Annotated in this window: 23 protein-coding genes and 1 riboswitch; all 23 genes read right to left on the reverse strand. The window is 41.7% G+C overall.

All coding sequences use genetic code 11. The annotated features are described in order from the left end of the window. Positions 1–279 precede the first annotated feature (279 nt). The 23 genes from IGJ99_RS10955 to IGJ99_RS11065 all read right to left on the reverse strand — a co-directional run bounded on the left by IGJ99_RS10955 (position 280) and on the right by IGJ99_RS11065 (position 20,731). The gene (locus IGJ99_RS10955) at positions 280–1,116 is read right to left on the reverse strand and encodes a PHP domain-containing protein (RefSeq protein ID WP_169058407.1); all 837 of its coding nucleotides are present in this window, start codon (positions 1,114–1,116) and stop codon (positions 280–282) included. Positions 1,117–1,158: 42 nt separating this feature from the next. Further along, positions 1,159–2,049, reverse strand: coding sequence for a PhnE/PtxC family ABC transporter permease (locus IGJ99_RS10960; protein ID WP_010734688.1), 891 nt, complete (start codon positions 2,047–2,049; stop codon positions 1,159–1,161). 1 nt (position 2,050) lies between these two features. Then, on the reverse strand, positions 2,051–2,848 hold the full coding sequence (locus IGJ99_RS10965; protein WP_409173559.1) for an ABC transporter permease subunit: 798 nt from the start codon (positions 2,846–2,848) through the stop codon (positions 2,051–2,053). Positions 2,849–2,859: 11 nt separating this feature from the next. Next, entirely contained in the window at positions 2,860–3,612 is a 753-nt protein-coding gene (gene phnC / locus IGJ99_RS10970; protein ID WP_019722481.1) for a phosphonate ABC transporter ATP-binding protein, read from the reverse strand. A 12-nt stretch (positions 3,613–3,624) separates the two neighbouring features. After that, positions 3,625–4,695, reverse strand: a complete 1,071-nt coding sequence (locus IGJ99_RS10975) for a phosphate/phosphite/phosphonate ABC transporter substrate-binding protein (RefSeq protein ID WP_428221906.1) — start codon at positions 4,693–4,695, stop codon at positions 3,625–3,627. A 307-nt stretch (positions 4,696–5,002) separates the two neighbouring features. Beyond that, on the reverse strand, positions 5,003–5,887 hold the full coding sequence (locus IGJ99_RS10980; RefSeq protein WP_010734684.1) for a diacylglycerol/lipid kinase family protein: 885 nt from the start codon (positions 5,885–5,887) through the stop codon (positions 5,003–5,005). Between the two features lie 391 nt (positions 5,888–6,278). After that, positions 6,279–6,722 (reverse strand): cupin domain-containing protein, encoded by a 444-nt coding sequence (locus IGJ99_RS10985; RefSeq protein WP_409173560.1) that lies wholly within the window; start codon positions 6,720–6,722, stop codon positions 6,279–6,281. A gap of 13 nt (positions 6,723–6,735) precedes the next feature. Continuing rightward, complete coding sequence (gene eutH / locus IGJ99_RS10990) at positions 6,736–7,875, reverse strand: ethanolamine utilization protein EutH (protein WP_023520155.1); 1,140 nt, start codon at positions 7,873–7,875, stop codon at positions 6,736–6,738. A gap of 12 nt (positions 7,876–7,887) precedes the next feature. Beyond that, positions 7,888–8,148, reverse strand: a complete 261-nt coding sequence (locus tag IGJ99_RS10995; protein ID WP_010734681.1) for a EutN/CcmL family microcompartment protein — start codon at positions 8,146–8,148, stop codon at positions 7,888–7,890. Between the two features lie 13 nt (positions 8,149–8,161). Further along, entirely contained in the window at positions 8,162–8,770 is a 609-nt protein-coding gene (locus tag IGJ99_RS11000; RefSeq protein ID WP_409173561.1) for a hypothetical protein, read from the reverse strand. A 12-nt stretch (positions 8,771–8,782) separates the two neighbouring features. Further along, positions 8,783–9,415 carry an ethanolamine utilization phosphate acetyltransferase EutD gene (gene eutD / locus IGJ99_RS11005; protein ID WP_034691491.1) on the reverse strand — a complete coding sequence of 211 codons (633 nt, stop codon included), beginning with the start codon at positions 9,413–9,415 and terminating at the stop codon, positions 8,783–8,785. Between the two features lie 3 nt (positions 9,416–9,418). Next, positions 9,419–9,994: a hypothetical protein gene (locus IGJ99_RS11010; RefSeq protein ID WP_010734678.1), complete on the reverse strand. Its 576-nt coding sequence runs from the start codon at positions 9,992–9,994 to the stop codon at positions 9,419–9,421. A gap of 247 nt (positions 9,995–10,241) precedes the next feature. Then, positions 10,242–10,526 carry a BMC domain-containing protein gene (locus tag IGJ99_RS11015; protein ID WP_010734677.1) on the reverse strand — a complete coding sequence of 95 codons (285 nt, stop codon included), beginning with the start codon at positions 10,524–10,526 and terminating at the stop codon, positions 10,242–10,244. Between the two features lie 48 nt (positions 10,527–10,574). Beyond that, complete coding sequence (locus IGJ99_RS11020; RefSeq protein WP_409173939.1) at positions 10,575–12,050, reverse strand: acetaldehyde dehydrogenase (acetylating); 1,476 nt, start codon at positions 12,048–12,050, stop codon at positions 10,575–10,577. Beyond that, positions 12,040–12,579 carry a BMC domain-containing protein gene (locus IGJ99_RS11025; RefSeq protein ID WP_010734673.1) on the reverse strand — a complete coding sequence of 180 codons (540 nt, stop codon included), beginning with the start codon at positions 12,577–12,579 and terminating at the stop codon, positions 12,040–12,042. The genes IGJ99_RS11020 and IGJ99_RS11025 overlap by 11 nt, the downstream gene beginning before the upstream one ends. A gap of 13 nt (positions 12,580–12,592) precedes the next feature. Further along, positions 12,593–13,246 carry an ethanolamine utilization microcompartment protein EutL gene (gene eutL, locus IGJ99_RS11030; protein WP_010734672.1) on the reverse strand — a complete coding sequence of 218 codons (654 nt, stop codon included), beginning with the start codon at positions 13,244–13,246 and terminating at the stop codon, positions 12,593–12,595. Positions 13,247–13,260: 14 nt separating this feature from the next. Continuing rightward, positions 13,261–14,166, reverse strand: a complete 906-nt coding sequence (gene eutC / locus IGJ99_RS11035; RefSeq protein WP_224434188.1) for an ethanolamine ammonia-lyase subunit EutC — start codon at positions 14,164–14,166, stop codon at positions 13,261–13,263. Between the two features lie 18 nt (positions 14,167–14,184). Continuing rightward, entirely contained in the window at positions 14,185–15,549 is a 1,365-nt protein-coding gene (locus IGJ99_RS11040; RefSeq protein ID WP_096081677.1) for an ethanolamine ammonia-lyase subunit EutB, read from the reverse strand. Between the two features lie 16 nt (positions 15,550–15,565). After that, on the reverse strand, positions 15,566–16,990 hold the full coding sequence (eutA, locus tag IGJ99_RS11045; protein ID WP_438748504.1) for an ethanolamine ammonia-lyase reactivating factor EutA: 1,425 nt from the start codon (positions 16,988–16,990) through the stop codon (positions 15,566–15,568). Between the two features lie 83 nt (positions 16,991–17,073). Beyond that, positions 17,074–18,501, reverse strand: coding sequence for a sensor histidine kinase (locus tag IGJ99_RS11050; RefSeq protein ID WP_409173563.1), 1,428 nt, complete (start codon positions 18,499–18,501; stop codon positions 17,074–17,076). Then, positions 18,501–19,073 (reverse strand): ANTAR domain-containing response regulator, encoded by a 573-nt coding sequence (locus tag IGJ99_RS11055; RefSeq protein WP_034691823.1) that lies wholly within the window; start codon positions 19,071–19,073, stop codon positions 18,501–18,503. The genes IGJ99_RS11050 and IGJ99_RS11055 overlap by 1 nt, the downstream gene beginning before the upstream one ends. A 26-nt stretch (positions 19,074–19,099) precedes the next feature. Beyond that, positions 19,100–19,447, reverse strand: a complete 348-nt coding sequence (gene eutS, locus IGJ99_RS11060) for an ethanolamine utilization microcompartment protein EutS (RefSeq protein ID WP_023520162.1) — start codon at positions 19,445–19,447, stop codon at positions 19,100–19,102. 159 nt (positions 19,448–19,606) lie between these two features. Continuing rightward, positions 19,607–20,731 carry a 1-propanol dehydrogenase PduQ gene (locus tag IGJ99_RS11065; RefSeq protein WP_438748507.1) on the reverse strand — a complete coding sequence of 375 codons (1,125 nt, stop codon included), beginning with the start codon at positions 20,729–20,731 and terminating at the stop codon, positions 19,607–19,609. Positions 20,732–21,018: 287 nt separating this feature from the next. Then, positions 21,019–21,168: riboswitch (adenosylcobalamin (AdoCbl) riboswitch) on the reverse strand. Positions 21,169–21,171: the final 3 nt, after the last annotated feature.

Consider the following 21,171-nt stretch of genomic DNA (forward strand, 5'->3'; position numbering starts at 1 on the left):
TGTCTTGAAGTAACGGTTCACACTGATCAGGGAATGGGACATTCGTTCACCTCCCCCACCTATAACCGAATAAACGGCGGGAACAGAAGTACCCTCTTATTATTAAAGTGCCCCTTCTTGAACTCCGTTTATTCCATTCTAGACAGTAATGGCGTACTAGATACTTTTTACCTACACAAAAAACGGTCTTTCAACACGTGCAAGGATGATCGCACGAATGGAAAGACCGTCTTTTCAGCCAGGGGGCTAAATAAAATATAGGATAAAAAAGAAAAAAATTTAGTTGGCTTTCATATGTGCATCGAGTAATAACTCGTCAGGAAATTCACGAACATTAGCCATGGCACACTCACCAAAATAATCTGGCCCGTTCTTCCCTTTAAAATCAGATCCTCCAAAACAGTGGATATTGAAACGATCAATTAATTCCTGTACTTTTCGTTGATCTTTCAAACTATGTTCTGGATGATATTTTTCGATACCATCAATACCAAACGAAGCCAGTTCAGGGATCAACTCGAAACTGTCGAGCTTTCCCGGATGGGCAACGACGGACATCCCGCCGCCGAGCTTGATTGCTTGGATCACTTCGTAGACATCGATCATCTCTGCCTCTTCTTGACCAAAATCATTATATTTGAATAATTTACGGTAAAGATGTCCATCAATCGATGTATCGTATCCTGCTTTGATCAACGCAGACATGATGTGTTGTTTGTAAAGAGCGGTCGCCTGTTTCGCAAACTGTCTTACTTGCTCTTCTTTGATACGAAATCCTTCAGTTTGGATACGTCTCAACTGACGTAAGGTATTTCTTGTTCGCGCCGCACGCAACGGTTCACATAACTGTTCGATATACTGATAATTCAGTAAATTATACCCCAAGATATGTACCTGTTGCCGGCGTTTGAAATCATAAGCGGTCACTTCGATGCCTTCAATAAAATTGATTGGGGAAGGAGCGAAGACCTGTCTTATGTGAGCTAATCCCGCCGAGGTATCTTGATCTACGACGGACAGGATATTCATGTGATGATTCAATGCTAATTTGAGTAGTTCTTCTGGTGAACTGCTACCATCTGAAAAGTAACTATGGACATGCAAATCTGCTTTCACTCGGCGTTCTCCTCTCCTTTTTTCCAGTCAATTTCATCTCAATCAAGCGTGAATGATATATTTTTTTCGTAGTCTGATCGCCACGACTTCTAAGATCGCAACTACTGCTAAAATCATATACACTAATACGCCGATCTCATGAAAATCAAAATAAAAACTACTTGTCATCGCAAGTTGGAACCCTAAACCACCCGCTCCTGCGGCGGCACCTACGGCAATCGCATTAGTAAAGTTGATCTCAAAACGAATGAACAACCAAGAAAGCAAAGCGGTCATACAAGAAGGTAAAATTGCTTGGAACACCACCTGCCACCAACTTGCCCCACATGCACGCAATGCTTCGATCACACCAGAATCGATTTCTTCAATACTCTCAGAAAAGACCTTTGTGAGGTAAGCAATCGTGTGAAAAGACATGCCAATGATTGCCGCATTCGCACCCAATCCAATCAAGATCGAGAAAATCATGACCCACAAGATCGTTGGCACCGCACGGATGAAGGACATCACTGTTCGGATCGCGTTTGATGGGCCTGAATGGCTGATATTTCTTGCTGTAAATAACGCCATCAAGAAGGCTGTCACACCTCCAAGCAATGTGGTGATCACCGCCAAACCTACCGTCATACCTAAAGCTTGGAGCAATGTCTCAAAAGAAAAACGTCCAGAGAGTCTTGGCTGGAGAAAAATCCGTTGCAAGTCTGTAAAAAATTGTCGCGTCGCATCCAGCAATACAACCTCGCCATAATCCATCGTGAGTAAGGTGTAGATCGATATACTAGTCAGTAGCGTAAACAAGACCCAAGGGACGATCCGATAGGTTTTCCACACGCGAATACGGATTTTCTTTTTAGCATTTCGTCTGATTTTTGTCGGTTGGGCTAAGACGGTTTCTGTCACCGCTAATTCAAGTTCACTTTGTCGTTGGACCATATCAATGAATCATCCTCCTAATTTTATTGGACGAAAGTTCCAGTGCGATCACGATGACAACGATCGTCAAGATGACCATTCCTGCCATATCGTAGCGAAATTTCTTATAATAGAGGTCAAATAGAAAACCGATCCCCGTTCCGGTCAATATGCCGACCAATGTTGCATCACGGATGTTGTTTTCGATCATGAACAATATCCAACTGATCAGCTGACCAAAGACCATCGGTAAGACGCCTTGAAAAATGATCGCAAAGTAAGAAGCACCAGTCGCCGTCATCGCTTCTGTGATACTTCCTGCCACTTCATCGATCGTTTCCATAAACGAGCGTGTCAAGTAACCGTACGTTGTAAAGGTGATGGCTAAATAACCAGTAAATTCATTTTGTTTGAAACTCAACAGTAGGACCATTGCCCAAACCACGATCGGGATATTTCTAAAAAAACTAGCAAAGACCCGTGCCACTGTTTTTGTTTCCTTATTCAGGCCAGTTGTCTCTGAACCAATGATTGCCGTGATCAATGAAAATACTGTGGCAGTCATCGTTACTGTGATCGACAACAAAACCGTCTCAAGTAATTTAGATAAGATCAATGGCAAGGATTGGATCGAATTTTCCGTTGGGATAAAATTGGTGAACAACCAGACAAAACTCTGGGGAATCGCCGCAATAGCTGCACCAAATTGAAAGCCAACAAATTGTGAAAAGGCAACGTACACGACAACAAAGCTAAAGAGTGTCACAAATAAAAACTGCTTCTTTTTACGAAAGAGATCTTGATTCAGTTTTTTATCCATCCAAGCCCTCCCTATACTAACAATTCATCAGACTGATAAATCTGATTGATTTGATTTGTTGTCAGTTCATCTGGGTTCCCAGAGAACACGACATTGCCACTGTTTACGCCAATGATCCGATCGGAATAATCGATCGCAACCTCTACTTGGTGAAGATTCACTAGACAAGCGATATCTAATTCTTTCGTCACTTGCCGTAAGTAATCCATAACGACTTTCGAAGATTTGGGGTCTAAAGATGCAATCGGTTCGTCACATAAGATCAACGCAGGACGTTGCATCAACGCTCGAGCAATCCCGACACGTTGTTTTTGTCCACCACTCAATTCATCACAACGTGTGTAAGCAAACTCTGATAATCCGACTTTTTCTAACAAATCGAAGGCTTCCTGTTTTTCCTCTTCATTGTAGACACCAATCGAGCCTTTCACGGCAGACTTGTATCCAAGTCTACCGTGAAGGACATTCTCAACAGCTGTGAGGCGACTGACTAAATTATAATGCTGGAAAATCATACCGATTCTTCTTCTTTTTAAGCGCAAAGACTTCTTCTTTAGACGTTGCATGTCCTCATCTTCAAAGAAGACAGCCCCTTCATTGGCAGAAATCAACTGATTGATACAACGTAGAATCGTGGATTTTCCTGCCCCAGATGGTCCGATGATCGAAACAAATTCTCCTTTTTCTAGTTGAAAGGAAATGTCCTTTAACGCTTGTTTCCCGTTACTATAGGTTTTTGAAATCGAGTCTACTTGTAATAGCATGGCTCGTCCTTTCTACTTCGAGCGAAGTGGGTCATAGAAACTATCAGTGACTTCTACAAATTGTTCATCGGCTTCTTTCTGATATAGACCCACAGATTCTGAGTCTTTTGGTGAAAAGATCGCTTCATTATTCGTCACTTCTTCACTCATCATGGCTTGAGTGATTTTATCGACTGTTTCTTCATCCAGATTATCTTTGTTGACAACAAATGGTCCATTTAACACTGGGATCGAATGGATCACACGGACTTTTTCGCCTCTGACTGTATCAAATGGTGCCTCTGCATCAGCTTTTACTTGGTAAACGACACCAGCTTTGTTTTCTTCCCCCTCCACGACATCAAAATATTGAGCCATGTTCATAAATGCTGCTGCATCCGCATCTCCCTTAAGCAAGTTGACGGCAGAGCCTTGATGGGAACCTCCGAAAAGTACTTTGTTGAAGAAATCGCCATCGATGATCAATTCATCCGAACTACCAAGTCCAAACTGATCAACGATTGCTTGACTTGGTACTCTAAACCCAGAAGTCGAAGAATTAGAGACAAAGGAAAACGCTTTGCCTTCGATCGGTTCCAACGTATAGCCATCACCCTCTTGATACTCCGCTGTATCTTCTTCATTGACGACAATAAAACTGTAATAGACGGCATCTTCCAGAGTACCACTTGCACCCGAATTTGTTAAAATCGCTTGAACATTTTCGTTTTTTCTATTTGCTTCAATATAGCCATCGGGCCCCATATATGCCAAATCTACTTGTCCGTTGGCAATGGATTCGATCACGATATTATAGTCCGTACTTATGACGATTTCGACGTCTCTACCTGTTGCTTCTGATACGATCGATTGGATTTCATTTCTTGATTGTTCAAATTCACTTGCTGATTCATTGGGATAAAAAGCAATCTTGATTGGCTCAGAAGAATGTTGACTTTCGCCATCCGCTTGAGCATTAGAATTACACCCAGCTAATAAAAATAAACCGGTCATGAAAAACATCGCACTAATAAGTTTCAATCGTCTTTTATTCCAAAACATGTGTGGTAAGCTCCCTTGTTTTTTATTTGGTACATCTTCCATTTTATGGACTCAATGTAAATTTCTAATGGACTTCGCGATAGGAGTAGATGAAGATTGTAAATCATTTGTAAAACAAGGGTTCTTTTCTTTGATCAACCAACACCTTGGTACATCTGCGTCTTTTTTTGAAATAAATGAAAACCATAAAAAATCCTCTTAACAAATTCATCCAATGTTTACAAAAAAACGCAAAAAATAAAGGATGACTCGGTTGATTTGTTTCATCATCGAGTCACCCTTTTCTATTTTTATCTTTCATATTCGTGGTTTTAGGTAGTTGGTCTAGTTGATTTTGTTTAATTTGATTCTAACAATAAACGGATAGATGAGACGGTAATACTTCGATCGTTACTGGAAGTTTTGTTCCTTCATCTCCATCGATATTTGTTGCCAGTTCTTCTTCGTCCACTAAAGAAATCACTAGTTTTTCTGCGGTCTGATACGCAAGATTCTCCGTTGTCGCATCGACCCCTTTGATCAAATCAGGCACTGCTTTTAAGGTATCAAAAAATGAGCGGTCTTTTAAATATACAAAATGAAGCTTGCCATCATTGATTTCTGCCTCTGGTAAGAGCGTCTCAAAACCACCGACTGAGTTTGTCAAACCAATCAGCAGTGTGCTACTTTCGATTTCTTCCTCTACGCCATCAGCTTCCACACGGAACGTATAGGATTGGGTATTCGTCAGTTGTTTGAAGCCAGAAATAAAATAAGCCATCTTTCCTAGTTTGGTTTTCTTTTCAGGATCAACGTCATTGATCGCTTCTGGAATCGTTCCAATGGCAACGACGTTCATAAAGTATTGATCATTGATTTTCCCGATATCTAACGGTTTCGTGTGGTCGATCGAGAATTGTTGGATGGCTTCTTCTGGATCAATCGGCATATTCAATGCTCGGGCTAGATCATTGACCGTTCCTAAAGGAAAGAAGCCAAAATTTGGTCGTTCCTCTTGCTCTGCGAGACCGCTGATTGCCTCATTGACTGTTCCATCACCGCCCATCGCAAAGACACTATCGACTTTTTCCAACGCCCCTTCACGAGCAAAATTTGTTGCATCGCCACTTTTTTCAGTGTGCAAGACTTGGACTTCCTCAAAAATGGTACGCAATTTATTTTCTGCCATTTCTTCATATTCTTTTGCTTTTTCTCCTCCAGAACTAGGGTTAACGATCAACAACGCTTTTTTCATCCGATTTCTTCCTTTCTTGTTTGTTCTTTCTCTTACAATAACATAAAACAAGAAAATTCTAAGGAATGATGCTATTGGGAAAAGCAACAAAAAAGCGGTAAATCCTGAATCAACAGAATTTACCACTTCACTTTTCAGATCATTTATGCGACAAAAAATACTGCCGCTTCAAAACGTGCCACTTGACTCATTAAACCTAAACTATTCAGAAGCACCGGTTATTCGGCTTTAGTACATTCTAGACCTTCTTCCGCACTCTCATGTAACGATACTTGAAATAAAAAATAGCCACTCACTTAAATTGATTATTTGCACCTATTCATTGTTACCTGAGATCATGAAGCCCGACCAGCCATAAAACCAAATAACCGGTACTTCCGAAATACTTTGTTTATTGCGATTGCCAATCGGCTGGATAAGTGACATAGATAAAGCGTGCTTCACCAGTTACTGAGAACTGGATACTCGTACTTTTCGGGATCAAGATCAATTCGCCAGCTTTTGCAGAGACTTTGCGTCCATCGATCAATACATCTAACTGACCAGAAATCACATAATCGATTTCATCATATTCTAACGTCCAATCAAAAGTCGTATCGGTCATTTCCATAATGCCACAACCTAGACGTGGGCTTTCTTGTAATGAAAAAAGATCTTTTGTATACACACGGTCAGCAGGGTTACCTGTATCAAGGCGATCTTCCTCAGAAACAGTCATTTCTGCTAGTCTAATGGAAGCAACACCACTAGGATCGACCTGTTTTGCCGGCATCAATTTTTCCATCACTAATCGTCGTACTAAGTTTTCGATCATTTGACGATCTAATTCTGCCATTTTCGCCACGCTCCTATTCTACGATCGTTTGCTCTTTCGTTGTTGTTTGCTCACTTACGGTTACTTCTTTTTCTTTTCCTAATAAACGATTGGCCATGAATACTGCGACAAAGATTGCAGTGATCCCACCAACGATTTTTCCAACCATCATCGGGAAAATCATTTCTTTCGCCACGCCCGCAGTAAAGCCTAAATGATCACCTAAAATAAATGAAGCAGAAACTGCAAATGCTACATTGATGATTTTTCCACGACGGTCCATATCTTTTAACATTTGGAACATTGGGATATTGTTTGCTAAAGTAGCCACCATGCCGGCAGCTGCAATTTCATTCATACCTAAAACTTTTCCTAATTTCATCAATGGTTTGTTGAACACTCGTGTGATGACAGCTACTAAACAGAATGCGCCAGCCAATGTCAACGCAATGTCACCCACTACTTCGATACCTTCTGTCACCGGAGCAATTCCTGGAATCAATGTGATGTCAACTAATTGTTGGATTGCACCAATGACCAAGCCAGCAATTGCGACGATTACTACACCTTTACCAAAGACATTGAATCCTTTGATCATTCCTTGTGGCGCTAACCATAGACCAACGATGATCAAAGCAGCCACTATCACGATCGGCAATAAGTTTGGTAAGATCATACTCATTGGCATACCAGCGACTAAGCCACCTGCTAACAAACCTAATGGAATCGTAATGATCCCGCTCAGCACACCTGTTGCTAAGTATTGTTGATCTTCTTTTTCAATGATCCCTAAGGCAACGGGAATCGTGAAAACTAATGTTGGGCCCATCATTGCACCTAGAATCGCACCGGCAAACAAGCCAGCTTGTGGATCATGTGCCATTTGTTGTGCTAAGGCGAAGCCACCCATATCGTTTGCTAACAAAGTCGTCGCAAACATCGAAGGATCCGCACCTAAGAATTCATACACAGGTACAACGATTGGGCTAAGAACTGTTGCAAGAACAGGTGCTAATGTGATGATCCCGACCATTGACAAAGCTAATGAACCCATCGCCATCAAGCCTTCTTCAAATTGTTCCCCTAAACCTAATTTGTTCCCGATACATTTATCGATCCCGCCGATAACCATAAAAAGAACCATGATATACATAATGATTTCATTGATACTCATCGTAAATCTCCTTTATTCTTCAATTGAATCAATCACACCGACAATCATTGCATCAATGGGTGTATCTGGATCACCAGCTGAAATTCTGGCTGCTTGTCCTTTGCTGATCAATACCTTGTCACCAACTCCGGCACCGGCATTGTCTGCTGCGACAATAAATCCGATTTTTGTTTCTTTCTCGTCTAGTACATCGACCATCAGTAGTTTCCAACCATTTAGTTTTTCATCTTTTCTGGTCGACCATAGACTTCCAGTCACTTCACCTAATAGCATCTGTGATCCCTCCTCATTTGAATAAACGATTTCTTAGCGCATACTCCTCTGCTAAGGGTGTCAACCGTTCCTGATTCATTAAATCTATTCCATTTGTTTGTTGTAGTCGCTGGATCAATTGCTTCTCTGTGATATACTTTCGCTTTGGCAACTCATTTGCTAACACCTTTTTTCGGCAAGCCGCTAAAAATGAGTCATAGCTTGCATTTTCTTCTTCGAAAAAATACATCCCATAACGTTGGCATTGCACTGTTGATTCAGTGATTTTCTTTTTCAGATGGTACTTCATTTTGTTTGGACTGTTCACTGACTCTGTTTGCAGAACCAAGACAGGCTTTCCTGCGAACAAAAAAGAAAGGATACTCGCCGTTTTACGATCAATCGGTAGCAACTGAGCAATCGCGGCCAATTGAGGAAAACTGACATGTTGGACGACTAAGCCATCGCTTTTCGTTGGATCTTGCGTTTCTATCCAATCGACCATCGATCGTTCAGCGAATAACGTTGTAGGACAACTTGCTTTTTCGTCCATCCATGCTAACTGATAGTCAGCTGCGGGCAATCGGTTCATCAGCATTTCGGTGACTTGCTGAATGACTTTTTCAATCTCCGTTACCTTCACGAAATCCCCTCCCTATTTACAAATGTAACCACGATCTCCTTTGTTCAAGCCACACGCATTTGCTTCATCGTAATCAATGTGCATATACGTCGCAAAATCTGGACTGACACGGACAACCACATCATCAAAGATCAGCGGACGACTTGCTTCCACACGTACTTTCACCGTTTGACCATTCACTACTTGGTTTTTGTTTGCATCTTCTGGCGTCATATGGACATGGCGCTTTGCCACGATCAACCCTTTATCTAATTGAACAGCTGATTCACCGTTCATCAAGACCACACTTGGTGTTCCTTCGATTTTGCCGCTTTCTCTGACAGGCACGCGACTGCCTAAAATACGTGTATCCGTCATCGAAACTTCGACTTGTGACTCCGCACGTTCTGGGCCTAAAATAACCACATTTTGGAATAAGCCTTTGGGACCTGCGACAGTGATCCGCTCTTTGCAGACATACTGACCTGGTTGGGACAATTCTTTTACTTTGGTCAATTGGTATCCTGGACCAAATAATGCGTCGATATCTTTGCGACTCAAATGCACGTGTCTTCCTGAAGCTTCTACTTCGAAAGAATGTTGTTGTGACTGGATACGTTGTACCACTTCATTGATAATTTCATTTAAATGATCCAATCGGTTCATCTCCTACTCATTTTTCGGCAGTTGAATCATACGTTGCAATTCTTCTGCCCATAACATAAAAATAGCTAAATCTGTCGGAAATTCTTCTAACAATTGACTGATTTTCTCTATTTGATACTCGATCTCATTGATTGAATAGCGCAAGGTTCTTTTTTGCAAGGAGGAACGATACATCATTCCTGAAAGTCGTTTTGGATGAGTTGAGAGCTTTTCCCCATCCAATCGACTAAAGCTTACTAACCAATCTTGCTGATACTCTAAATACAACCAACCTTCGGCATAAATATCGTTTTCTTCCAATAAATGAAAGAAGAGTAGATTTTTCAGTTTTTTTATTTCTAAACAGATTTTTCGTCGCACACTGGGCATCAACGATTCTTGTTCAAACATAGGTTGCTTAGGTTTCTCCATTGGAGAAGAAACGAGGTTTTCTCGCATAAGCGGAATATGATGCTCACGTAAATAGCTAGAAGCTGCGGGAGTCAAAAGACAATCCTTTGGCACAACGAAAGTGATTCCTGTTTGTATTTCTTTTTTCCGAAACATGTGCCGTAACTGGTCTTCTGTAATCACACTCATAGAACGCTCTCCTTTCTCCAATGGATTATTTCCAAGCATTGATCTCGTCTTGGAAACAAGCCTATAACAATAATATCCACTTTACTTCCACAACATAGATAAACGGCATTCCAGAAGCAACTCCTTCAAAAATAAGGGCGAAAAGCCAAAAATATGAGAAAATATTTTCGGCTTTTCGCCCTTATTTCTCGGAGCTGAACCCTTCTGTCACAACCTCTTGTTTCATTTTAGATGTCTATAACGATGATTATTCAGCCACTTTTGGTAAAATCGCATCTACTTCAGTGTGAGGACGTGGGATCACGTGTACAGATAATAATTCGCCAACACGTTCAGCTGCTGCTGCACCTGCATCTGTTGCTGCTTTTACAGCCCCAACATCACCACGAACCATGATTGTTACTAAGCCGCCACCTACTTGTTCTTTGCCGATCAATGTTACGTTTGCTGCTTTCACCATTGCATCTGCTGCTTCAACAGCACCTACTAATCCACGAGTTTCGATCATTCCTAAAGCGTTTGTACTTGACATTATAATTTCCTCCTATTGTGTGTGTTTTCAATTAATATATATTACATATTATTGTAATCGAGCTAATACTTGGGCAACGAGTGTATCGATCAACTCATCTTTGTTGCCCCCTTGGTTGTTTGTTTCTTGGACTGGCATTTGAGCGCCAGCGCCAAATTCTTGACGGATGTCCGCTAGATCAGTGACACCGTAAGCGACATGACGAACATTGAATAGGTTTTCTACTCCGATATTGTCAGATGTAGAACTTCCACCAACGGCGCCACACCCTAGTGTCAACGCTGGAACTAAGCCAGTTGAAGCCCCGATTCCGCCTAATGAACCTGCGGTGTTGATCAACAGACGAGAAACTGGTTTTCTTAAGCCAAATTCACGAACGACTTCTTTGTTTTCAGTATGGATACACATTGTGTGTCCTGCACCTTCACCTTTTAAGATTTCTACCGATAGATCACAAGCTTCTTGCCAGTTTTCTACCGTGTAAAAAGCAATGATCGGTGCTAATTTTTCTCTTGAGAATGGATACTTGATGCCAACGTTGCTTTCTTCTGCCACGATCAGACGACGATCAAATGGAATATTCAACCCAACTAATGAAGCGATATGACGAACCGAACGTCCAACGATTTGTGGGTTCATCGTGCCGTTAGGTCGTAAGATAAAGCGAGACAATTTATCTGCTTCGTCTGGACTCAAGAAGTAAGCACCTTGTTTGATCAATTCAGCTTTGACTGCTTCACGATTGACTTTTTCCACGATGATCGACTGTTCTGATGCACAGATCGTTCCATTATCAAATGTTTTAGAATCCATGATCCGTTTCACCGCCATTGGGATCAATGCGCTACGTTCAATATATGCTGGACCATTGCCTGGGCCTACGCCGATCGCCGGTGTTCCTGAAGAATACGCAGCTTTGACCATCGCATTGCCACCAGTGGCTAAGATCAAGTTTGTATCTTTGTGGGTCATCAATTCTTTTGTTGCTTGCATCGTTGGTGTCGTGATCACTGAAACACTCTCTTTTGGTCCACCCGCAGATTCGATCGCTGAACGAATGATCTCCACTGTCGCTTGGATCGATTGTAATGCGTTGGGATGTGGGGAGAAGACGATACTATTCGCAGCTTTCAATGCGATCAATGCTTTGTAGATCACTGTTGAAGTTGGGTTTGTCGATGGGATCAACCCAGCAACTACGCCAACAGGTACGGCAATCTCCGTTACCTTTTTCTGTGGGTCTTCATTGATGACACCCACTGTTTTCGTATGTTTGAATTCTTCATAAACGATTTTTGAAGCAAAAGCATTTTTGATGATTTTGTCTTCATAGATGCCGAAGCCAGTTTCTTCATTCGCCATTTTCGCTAGACGTTCACGTTGTGCAAATGTAGCGTCTGAAACGGCTTTGACGATTTGATCAATCTGCGTTTGCGAAAATGTTTCTAATACTTTTTGCGCCTTTTTTGCAGCTTCGATCAAATCACGGGTTTCTTGGATCGAGCGTAAATCTTTATCCACGATGGGTCACTCCTTTAATTTCTGCCATGATCGCCTCTACTAATGATTGTTTGCTTGCAGATTTGATTTCTGATGGTTTTAAATGTTTCACATTCAATTTGTAAGCTTCTTTTCGTAGCTCTGCGACACGTTTTGCTTGTAACTCCGCACGACGATCGTTTGTTTCACTGATCTGGGTGGCTTCAACCTTCGTTTCGACTTTCGTCGGCTCGGCTGGTTCTTCTAAACGATCAGGTGTTACTTCAGTGACACGTTCTTCTGTTTTCGGTTGTTGAAAAAGGATGTGCGTCTGTTCATCCACCCGTGAAATCACATGATGTGAGATCAGACAGTTCAACGCCTTCGCTACGACGACCCCTGCATCGACTGCTGCATTCACAGCAGCAACATCACCACTTAGTTGGACAGTGGTTAGTCCACCTTTGATGATCTCCGCATTCAACAAGGTCACATCTGCGGATTTCAACGCAGCATCGCTGACACTGACAGCGCCTAAAAATCCGCGAACTTCGATCATTCCAATCGCATTCATTCGTGACACTCCCTTAGTAGCTCAACGGATTTTCTGCAATCCGTTGAACGACCTGTTCAAAAGCTGTACAAGCTGCTTTACATGCTGATTGACTACCCGTTAAAAGCGCCCCACCAAAGTTTGTTTCAGATGGTGGTCCAAAGAAACTGCAGATTTCAACATCCGCCGCTTTCAATGCTGCATCTAGTGCAACCATCGCTTCTAAAGGTGGCGCAATCAAGTAAGCAATTGCTTCGCCTTCACGAATGTTCGCTTCTTTTGATAAGTATCTTCCAGAACGAGAAACCACATGGGCAAAGTACACGATGCTGTCATCGTCATTTGCACTGATAAAGCTTGCTTCTTGTTCAATGACTTGTGTCACGACAGATAGTCCACTGGTGATCTCAGCCGGACTTGGTCCAGCAATGATCCCAATCACTTCACCCGCAAGTTTCGTAGAGGCATTCGCCGCTCCTGCATACATACTTTTTGCATAAACAACTTCTACTTCCGCTGCCTTTGTTGCTTCATCTAAAGCCACATAAGTCACATCATCACAATCTGATGTCACGATACCTAATGAGCGCATCCCTGGTGTCAACCCAAATTGCTCCGCTAATGCAGCATCTACATTAGGAATGACTTGAACACTTAAGACGTTTGCGCCTAAACGATCATTTTTCATTGATGTTTCTCCTCCTATTCGGCTTCTTTCAACTCAATACCAGATTTTTTCTTATCTAACATTTTCTTGATCAATTCCGCAATATATGCACCGGCCTCGACCGCTGGTGTCCCACCTTTATGGATGTTTGAGATCACTGTACGACGAGCTTCTGGCATTCCGACAGTTGGACGGTAAGCAACATACGCACTCATCGATTCTGCTGTTACAAGCCCAGGACGTTCACCAACTAATAAACAAACGACCTCTGCATCGGTGATTTCGCCGATTTGATCCATTGATGGTACACGACAATATTTTACGAATACGACTTGATCAAAATCTAAGCCATACATTTTCAAGCCTTGTTTGATTGCTGGTAGTACTTCTTTGATATTTGCTCCGATAGCCGCAGAACTTAATCCGTCCCCAACAACGATCTGTACTTTGGCTTTTGCGGTCGTTTGTTGTTTGATTTTTGTGCTATTTTCTTCGTCAAATTGACGACCAAAATCTGGACGAGTCAAGTATTCGTCTTTTGTTTTACAAATCGTTTGTGTTGAAATGAAGCCCATTTCCTCAACCAATTGCGGATCAACATCAGAGAATACGGCATCTTGTGCTGCTGCATGGTCCGCACGGAAACGTAAGGTAGAATCAGTCATATAGCGAGTGCCTGTACGTCCCACTCCGATACGAGCAGGTGTAAATGCCTTCATACGCAAGTATCCTGTTTCGTCTTTTGCATCTTTGACCAAAAGCTGTTTCCGCAGATCTACCTCTGTGATGTCATCGATCATCCCTTCTTCTACTACTGGCATGGTTGTTGTCATCGTATTTGTTGTTGCGGCTGGTGCTTTCGGTTGTTCTATTGTTTTTTCACCGGCTACCATTTCACTTAGCATGGAAGTGATCATTTCTTTCAATTGTTGTTCGTTCATTTTTTTCTTGCACCCCACTTATTTGATAAATACTGAAGCATCGCCGGCTAGGCTTGTTAATTTCCCATTTTCCATCAAGCCCATTTTCTCCATCCAACCTTCAAATTCTTTAATTGGACGTAAACCGAACAATTCACGGACTGTTGCTGTTTCATGGAAACCTGTCGTTTGGTAGTTCAACATCACATCATCCCCATGAGGAATCCCCATAATATACGTACACCCGGCTGATGTTAGTAACACAGCTAAGTTTTCCATATCATTTTGATCTGCTTTCATGTGGTTTGTATAACATACGTCACAACCCATTGATAAACCTGTTAGTTTACCCATGAAGTGATCTTCTAAGCCTGCACGAATGACTTGTTTTGAATCATACAAGTATTCTGGTCCAATAAAGCCGACAACAGTATTCACAAGGAATGGATCAAATTTCTTCGCTAATCCATAGCAACGTGCTTCCATCGTTACTTGGTCTGCACCAAAATGAGCTTCAGATGATAACTCAGAACCTTGACCAGTTTCAAAATACATCACGTTCGGTCCAGCTGCTTGGCCATTGCTCAATGCTAATGCTTGCGCTTCAGCTAACATATCCGCATTCAAACCAAACGCAGTGTTTCCTTTTTCTGATCCAGCAATGGATTGGAAAACTAAACCAGTCGGTGCGCCTTGACGCATGGCTTCCATCTGGGTCGTCACGTGAGCCAAGACACAGGTTTGTGTTGGAATCTCCCATTCGCTACGAAATTCTTCAAATTTATCTAAACAACGTTTCACGCTTTCTGTCGAATCATCCACTGGATTCAATCCGATCAGTGCATCGCCGGCCCCGTACGATAATCCTTCCATTACAGAAGCCATGATTCCGTCTACGTCATCTGTTGGATGATTTGGTTGTAGACGATTGGAGAAAGTACCTGCGCGACCGATTGTTGTGTTGGCTGTTTTTTCAATGTGGATTTTTTTTGCGCCTACGATCAAGTCCATATTTGACATCAATTTGCAGACTGCCGCAATCATTTCCGCAGTCAATCCACGAGAGAGATATTTGATTTCAAAATCTCCTGTTTTGTCTGAAAGGATATATTCTCTTAATTCGGCAACTGTCCAATGTTTGATCATGCCGAAAATACGCATGTTGACTTGGTCGATGATGATACGTGTGACTTCATCTTCCTCATAATCAACCACTGGATTGTTGAATAAATCGTTTAAAGTCAGATGAGATAGCACGACTTTGGCTGCCACTCGTTCTTCCGCAGAAGTTGCTGCCACACCCGCTAATTTATCTCCTGATTTTTCTTCATTTGCTTTAGCCAATACTTCTTTGACTGAAGAAAATTGATAGGTTTTGCCAAATAATTTTGTTTTTAAAATCATTTTTCTTGTCGCTCCCTTAATTAAATACTAATGTTTTGACAACTACCGGTAACACTGCACCTTCGGCAACAGGTTGACCAATATCGATATAATCCCCATTTTCTACTTTGACGGAATCAATGCAGATGAACGGATAATTCCCCGGTAAATACGCATGTAATGCATGACCTAATGCTTTTGCCATGTCCTCGTCCACCATGATGACTAGTGGGATATTTTCATTGATCAAGGCAGATAACCCTCGAACGATGCCTTCCCCATATCTTTGGACGTCTGCGAATGTCGGATTCACGAGCCCCTTCATCGCTAAAGCGATTTGCGGTGTTTCTTCCAAACGATGCCAAGCCAGCTTTTCATTGATTCGCTCACCCATTGCTTCCGCAGGCAAGGACTCATCTTCTTGGGAAATTTTCAAGATCGGAATATTTTTGATTGGCAGGATCTGCTCATGATAAGCGATCGTACTGCCACTAATATCAGCGGTATGGGAACCTGCACCGACCACCGTTGCCCGAATCGTTTCATTACTTTGTAAGACTTCTTTTTCAACAAAAATTTGCGATTTTCGTAAAGCCGTACCTAATAACAGACCGATATCCCCATACTTGAATATATCTGTCACTTCTTCGATCAAGCAATCCGCTACGCCACCAGAAAAAGTGACGATTGGTAGTTCGCCATCTAGCCGTAATCCTCGGTTCGTAATGAATAACTCATAAAAGGGACTTCGTTCTCCGATACCCACACTATTCGCCAAAACTTTTACTAACTCATCGATCACTGGTTGGATGGCAGTAACAGAAGCTTTTGTTCCAACTTTCAAGGGTAATCTCAACTGCTCGACCATTTCTGTGATCTTTGGTGAAATATACGAAATATTCCCTGCTTGGTCGACCTTGATCAACCGACCACCGATATCAAAACAGGCGGTATCATCGATTTCCCCATCGGTGAAGACGACTAAATTACTCGTGCCGCCGCCGATATCGATGTTGACGACCGAAGCATGACGCTTTGTCGAATACTCTTGCGCGCCTGCCCCTTTTCCGGCAATGATACTTTCAAGATCTGGGCCAGCTGTCGCGACCACGAAATCTCCAGCAAAGCCACTCAGTGCTTGTAATACTTTGCTCGCATTGGCTTTACGAGCTGTTTCACCGGTGATGATCACCGCACCCATTTGGATTTGCTGCTTTTCGATCCCTGCTTGGTGATATTGTCGGGAAACAAACGCTTTGATTGCTTCATCATCAATCATTGTCTGATTGATCAAAGGAGTGAAGATGATTTCACTACGGTAGATCACTTCCTTATCTGAGATCGTAATCCGCGGAACAGAAAACGCAGAGGCGAAATTTTCGATCGTCAACTCAGATAAAACAAGCTGAGTCGTCGAGGTACCTAAATCGATCCCTACAGTAAGAATTTTTTCTTTTGCCATCTTTTTTTCTCCTTTCTGCAAACAAAAAATGCTTAAAGACAGCCTAGAATCTCTTCTACGCATCTTTAAGCATCGTTGCTTTTTCACCGAACAACATCTTTGGTGTTCTGTTCAAAATAGAAACAAGTTTTTGTTCCTTTATTGGATGATTCAATTTTTACTTTTCCTTTTAGCTTATCTTTGATATAGCTATTCACGATCATCAAACCTAAACTGGTCTCTTTGTTTCGGTTGATATCGTAGCCATTGCCATTATCTGTGACAGTGATCGTAATGACTCTATTTTCGATTTCCCCGCTGACTTCAACTACGCCATTTTGATCTGCCTCAAAGGCATGATCAAAGATATTTTGGAGTAATTCGTTAACGACTAAGGAAATGGAAACCATTTGATCGCTAGAAACAGTGATCGTCGGATCAACGGTTAGATTCAATCGCACTTTCTCCGGATTGAAAATATGCCGGAAATTGTACATCACTGCCTCAAGCATTTGTCGCAAGGAAACATTATCTTCCACTTGCTTCGACAATAATTCATGTGTCATCGCGATCGCCATGATCCGGTTCACACTTTCTTTTAGTACTTTACTAGCCTCTTTGCTAGTGGTACGGCGTGCTTGGATCCTCAATAACGAAACGACGGACTGTAAATTATTTTTGACACGGTGATGGATCTCGCGGATCGCCACCGATTTTGAGACGATTTCATCTTCTTTCTTTTTCACTTCTGTATTATCTTGAATAATCATTGCTACTCTCGATCCTGCATCAATCCAAACTTTTCGAATATTAAAGTAATAATTTAAATACGCTGTCTCTAATTCGATCAACCGATTTTCGGTCTGATCGTTCATCTGATAAAGAACATATTCGAACGTTGTATAATCAAGGGAGAGATTGTCATAGTGTAAATCGTTGATCATTTCGCGATAGCCTAGTTTTCGGTATAATTCTTTGGCCCGATGATTTGCTAAGACCAAATTTCCTGTGGTCGTATCAAAAATCAAGACCGCTTCGGCTAACTGGTCCATGATTAGAGGATCAACTGTCGATTCGATTGCTATTGTCCCTTGCTCGTTTGACTGTAATTCTTGTCGTTCAACTGCCCCAATCGGTTGCTCGACTCCCTCTTCTACGATGATCACACCAATTGTTCGTTGTTCATTACGAATCGGAAAAATGTTTTGTTTGATCAAGCGATTCTCTTGCGTGACTGCTAACAAACCAATGCTATTCAAGCTTGTTTCCATGGTCCGTAAAACGCCAGGTTCATTTTTTAATAACGCTTCTTTTCCGACAACTTCATGTTTATATAATGAGGGAATATATTTTGGCTTTTTGTGATAGACAACTAATGCTTCTTTCGTCATTTCATTAAAGACATCGATGAACACATCTGCCATCTCATAATGCTTAGACTCTGCTAAATAAACACTCGTCCGACAAAGCTCTTGGATATCTGACTGGGTTAAGTTGGTATAACGCTGACATAATGTATTGATCCGTTCCATTATTCATCATCCATAATAATCAATTCTGCGATGTCACTCATCCGTGCGCGTTTGTTCATACTTAATGCGCGCAACATCTGATAAGCTTCTTCTTCAGAAATATTATTTTCTTTTGCTAAGATCCCTTTTGCCTTCTCTATAACTTTTCGTTCTTCCAATTTCAACTGTAGTTTATCGATCTGCTGCAGCAAGTTTTGGGTTTCTTTTCCTCTAGCGATCCCCATTTCAATGGTCGGGATCAATGATTTTGCATCTAATGGTTTTACCAGATAACCGATTGCTCCTAATTTCTTCGCTTTCTCCGTATTCTCATGATCACTGTAAGCAGAAAGAAACACGATACTCCCTGCTAACTGATCTTGGATGATTTTTTTACCGGATTTTAGACCATCTAAAATCGGCATTTGGATATCCATCAATACGAGATCCGGCTTGTTCTCTTTACAAACTTCGATTGCTTCAAATCCATCTGCGGCTTCCCCAACAACTTCATAACCAGCTTCCAGTAGAATATCTCGAGTGTCCAATCGTGTGATTGGTTCATCGTCTACTATCACAATTCTGCCCTTCATATTCAATACGCTTTGTCTCCCCCGAACTAAGTTCTTGTAATTTCACACGTCACAGAGAATTGCAAAATCTGTTTGAGTCCATCCAATACAGCATGTAATGCTGCTTCAACAGAACTCACGTCGCCAGAAATAACTACTGAACCAGAGAAACGATCGATAAAACCAATGGTAATGTCGCCACTTTTCGTTGCAATATCCACAGCGATGATTGCGGCTTCACTTGGCGTGATCGTCAAAATCCCTAACGCATTGCTTGTGCCTGCCGGTAATCCTAATTTTGTATAGACTTCCTTGTCGGGACTCGCAATGATGTGGGCTAAAGTGACTTGTTTTCCTGGGACGTATTCTTGGATCATTCGTTGTTTTTCTTCCAAACAAGACTCGCTCCTTCATTTTAAGCAATAAAAAATCCTCAATAATAAGCCATAAAGTGTTCACTTTACGCTTGTTATTAAGGGCCCCATTGCTCTTAAATTTTGAAGCACTCCGTTGTGCTCATTCATTATATGTTAACCTTTTCACGATGTCAATCTTTATAAAATGGCTTTTAATATTGCTCTAACGCCTTTTTCATCTGCCTTACGAGGATTCGTTCTCGTGCAACCATCTGCTAAGGCAGAGGTGGTAATTGCTTCTTCTTGTACTAATACTTCTTTTGAAGACAAGCCGTATTCACTCAACGTCGCTGGCATCTCTAATTTTTCTCGCAGCTGTTTGATCATACGAATCAAATTCTGCACACCTAAACGAGGATTTTTCGTTTGCGTATTGCTTATGCAGTTTGCTAATGCCGCATATCGTTCAGCCACTTTGATTTCAGTCACTTGACCATTTTCTAAACCACTATTGTAAGCAATCACTTCTGGCAGTAAGATCCCATTGATCCGTCCATGTGGCACATGTAAACGAGCGCCAGCTGCATGAGCGATTCCATGATTCAACCCTAATGAAGTTGAATTGAACGCCATCCCTGCCATACAAGAGGCTAAGTGCATTTGCTCTCTTGCTTCTTTGTCTTGCCCATTTTTGTAGGCTCGCTCTAAATATTCGAAAACTAAAGCAACCACTTTCTCACATAAGGCATCTGCTACCCCATTTGCTTCTGTAGAAACGTAGGATTCAATCACATGGGTCAGCACATCCATTCCCGTATCGGCAGTGATTTTTGGTGGGACACTCATGACCAGTCCAGTGTCTAATATCGCTATATCCGGTTGGATCTCTTCTGTTACTAAAGGGATCTTCAATCCCAATTCACTGATCGTGATCACTGAGAAGTTTGTCACCTCAGACCCTGTCCCACTGGTGGTTGGGATTGCAATAAATTGGGCAGTCAAGAGATCCATTGTCTTTTGCCCAAAATATTTCATTGCTTTCGCTGCATCGATGGCTGAACCGCCACCGATTGCTACGATGACTTCACTTTGAAATCTTTCCATTTCTTTGATTCCTGAAACGATTTTATCAAGTGGTGGATCAGGAACAATATCACTAAATACGTGATACTGATTTAAATAAGTCATGACTTTTTCTACCAGACCATTTTCTACCATAAAGGGATCAGTAACGATGAAAACACGCTTATCTTTGACACTCTCAAGACTTCGTAACGCATCTTCTCCCACAATGATCTGTGTCGAGAATTGTATACTTTCCACGAACATTCCTCCTTGAAACCAAAATAAAAGAGGCTTCAAACCAATGGAAATCACAAGATCCATTTGTCTGAAGCCCCTTTGCTTCTTTTACAATCCATACAACAGTGTATGGTGTCTATTCTGTAATTATTAATCAACACATGCGCTGGGAATCAGCAGTACGCCATTGTACTTGAAATCTCTTTCCCCATTGAAAGACCAGCCCAATATTCCCATACACATCATCGTGCTATGTGTGGGATTGAATCAAATATTCTTGGGCTGACTTTCAAAAAACGTCATTTTTTTAGCAACACCCTGTTTTGCCTCGAAACAGTTTGCCCAATAATGAAAAATAAGAAAAGACCTGACTTAAAAGCTCGAACGCTTTATCACAGTGGCGGGACCGTGCCAGCATCTCACTGGCTTCCATTCGTATCTCTCATAAACATTTGATTAAT

It is taken from the genome of Enterococcus sp. AZ095b, from assembly GCF_051714725.1.
In the GTDB taxonomy this organism is placed as follows: domain Bacteria; phylum Bacillota; class Bacilli; order Lactobacillales; family Enterococcaceae; genus Enterococcus_B; species Enterococcus_B pernyi.

Coding starts and splice junctions, on each gene's coding strand:
- eutD (WP_034691491.1), bottom strand. CDS start 9,415: ATGAACCGATTGGATCATTTAAATGAAATTATCAATGAAGTGGTACAA.
- IGJ99_RS10995 (WP_010734681.1), bottom strand. CDS start 8,148: ATGCTATTAGGTGAAGTGACTGGAAGTCTATGGTCGACCAGAAAAGAT.
- IGJ99_RS11050 (WP_409173563.1), bottom strand. CDS start 18,501: ATGGAACGGATCAATACATTATGTCAGCGTTATACCAACTTAACCCAG.
- eutA (WP_438748504.1), bottom strand. CDS start 16,990: ATGGCAAAAGAAAAAATTCTTACTGTAGGGATCGATTTAGGTACCTCG.
- eutL (WP_010734672.1), bottom strand. CDS start 13,246: ATGAAAAATGATCGTTTAGGCGCAAACGTCTTAAGTGTTCAAGTCATT.
- IGJ99_RS10975 (WP_428221906.1), bottom strand. CDS start 4,695: ATGGAAGATGTACCAAATAAAAAACAAGGGAGCTTACCACACATGTTT.
- IGJ99_RS10960 (WP_010734688.1), bottom strand. CDS start 2,049: ATGGTCCAACGACAAAGTGAACTTGAATTAGCGGTGACAGAAACCGTC.
- eutH (WP_023520155.1), bottom strand. CDS start 7,875: ATGAGTATCAATGAAATCATTATGTATATCATGGTTCTTTTTATGGTT.
- IGJ99_RS10985 (WP_409173560.1), bottom strand. CDS start 6,722: ATGGCAGAATTAGATCGTCAAATGATCGAAAACTTAGTACGACGATTA.
- eutC (WP_224434188.1), bottom strand. CDS start 14,166: ATGAACGAACAACAATTGAAAGAAATGATCACTTCCATGCTAAGTGAA.
- IGJ99_RS11055 (WP_034691823.1), bottom strand. CDS start 19,073: ATGAAGGGCAGAATTGTGATAGTAGACGATGAACCAATCACACGATTG.
- IGJ99_RS11015 (WP_010734677.1), bottom strand. CDS start 10,526: ATGTCAAGTACAAACGCTTTAGGAATGATCGAAACTCGTGGATTAGTA.
- IGJ99_RS11010 (WP_010734678.1), bottom strand. CDS start 9,994: ATGAGTGTGATTACAGAAGACCAGTTACGGCACATGTTTCGGAAAAAA.
- phnC (WP_019722481.1), bottom strand. CDS start 3,612: ATGCTATTACAAGTAGACTCGATTTCAAAAACCTATAGTAACGGGAAA.
- IGJ99_RS11025 (WP_010734673.1), bottom strand. CDS start 12,579: ATGAATGCGATTGGAATGATCGAAGTTCGCGGATTTTTAGGCGCTGTC.
- IGJ99_RS10980 (WP_010734684.1), bottom strand. CDS start 5,887: ATGAAAAAAGCGTTGTTGATCGTTAACCCTAGTTCTGGAGGAGAAAAA.
- IGJ99_RS10965 (WP_409173559.1), bottom strand. CDS start 2,848: ATGGATAAAAAACTGAATCAAGATCTCTTTCGTAAAAAGAAGCAGTTT.
- IGJ99_RS11040 (WP_096081677.1), bottom strand. CDS start 15,549: ATGATTTTAAAAACAAAATTATTTGGCAAAACCTATCAATTTTCTTCA.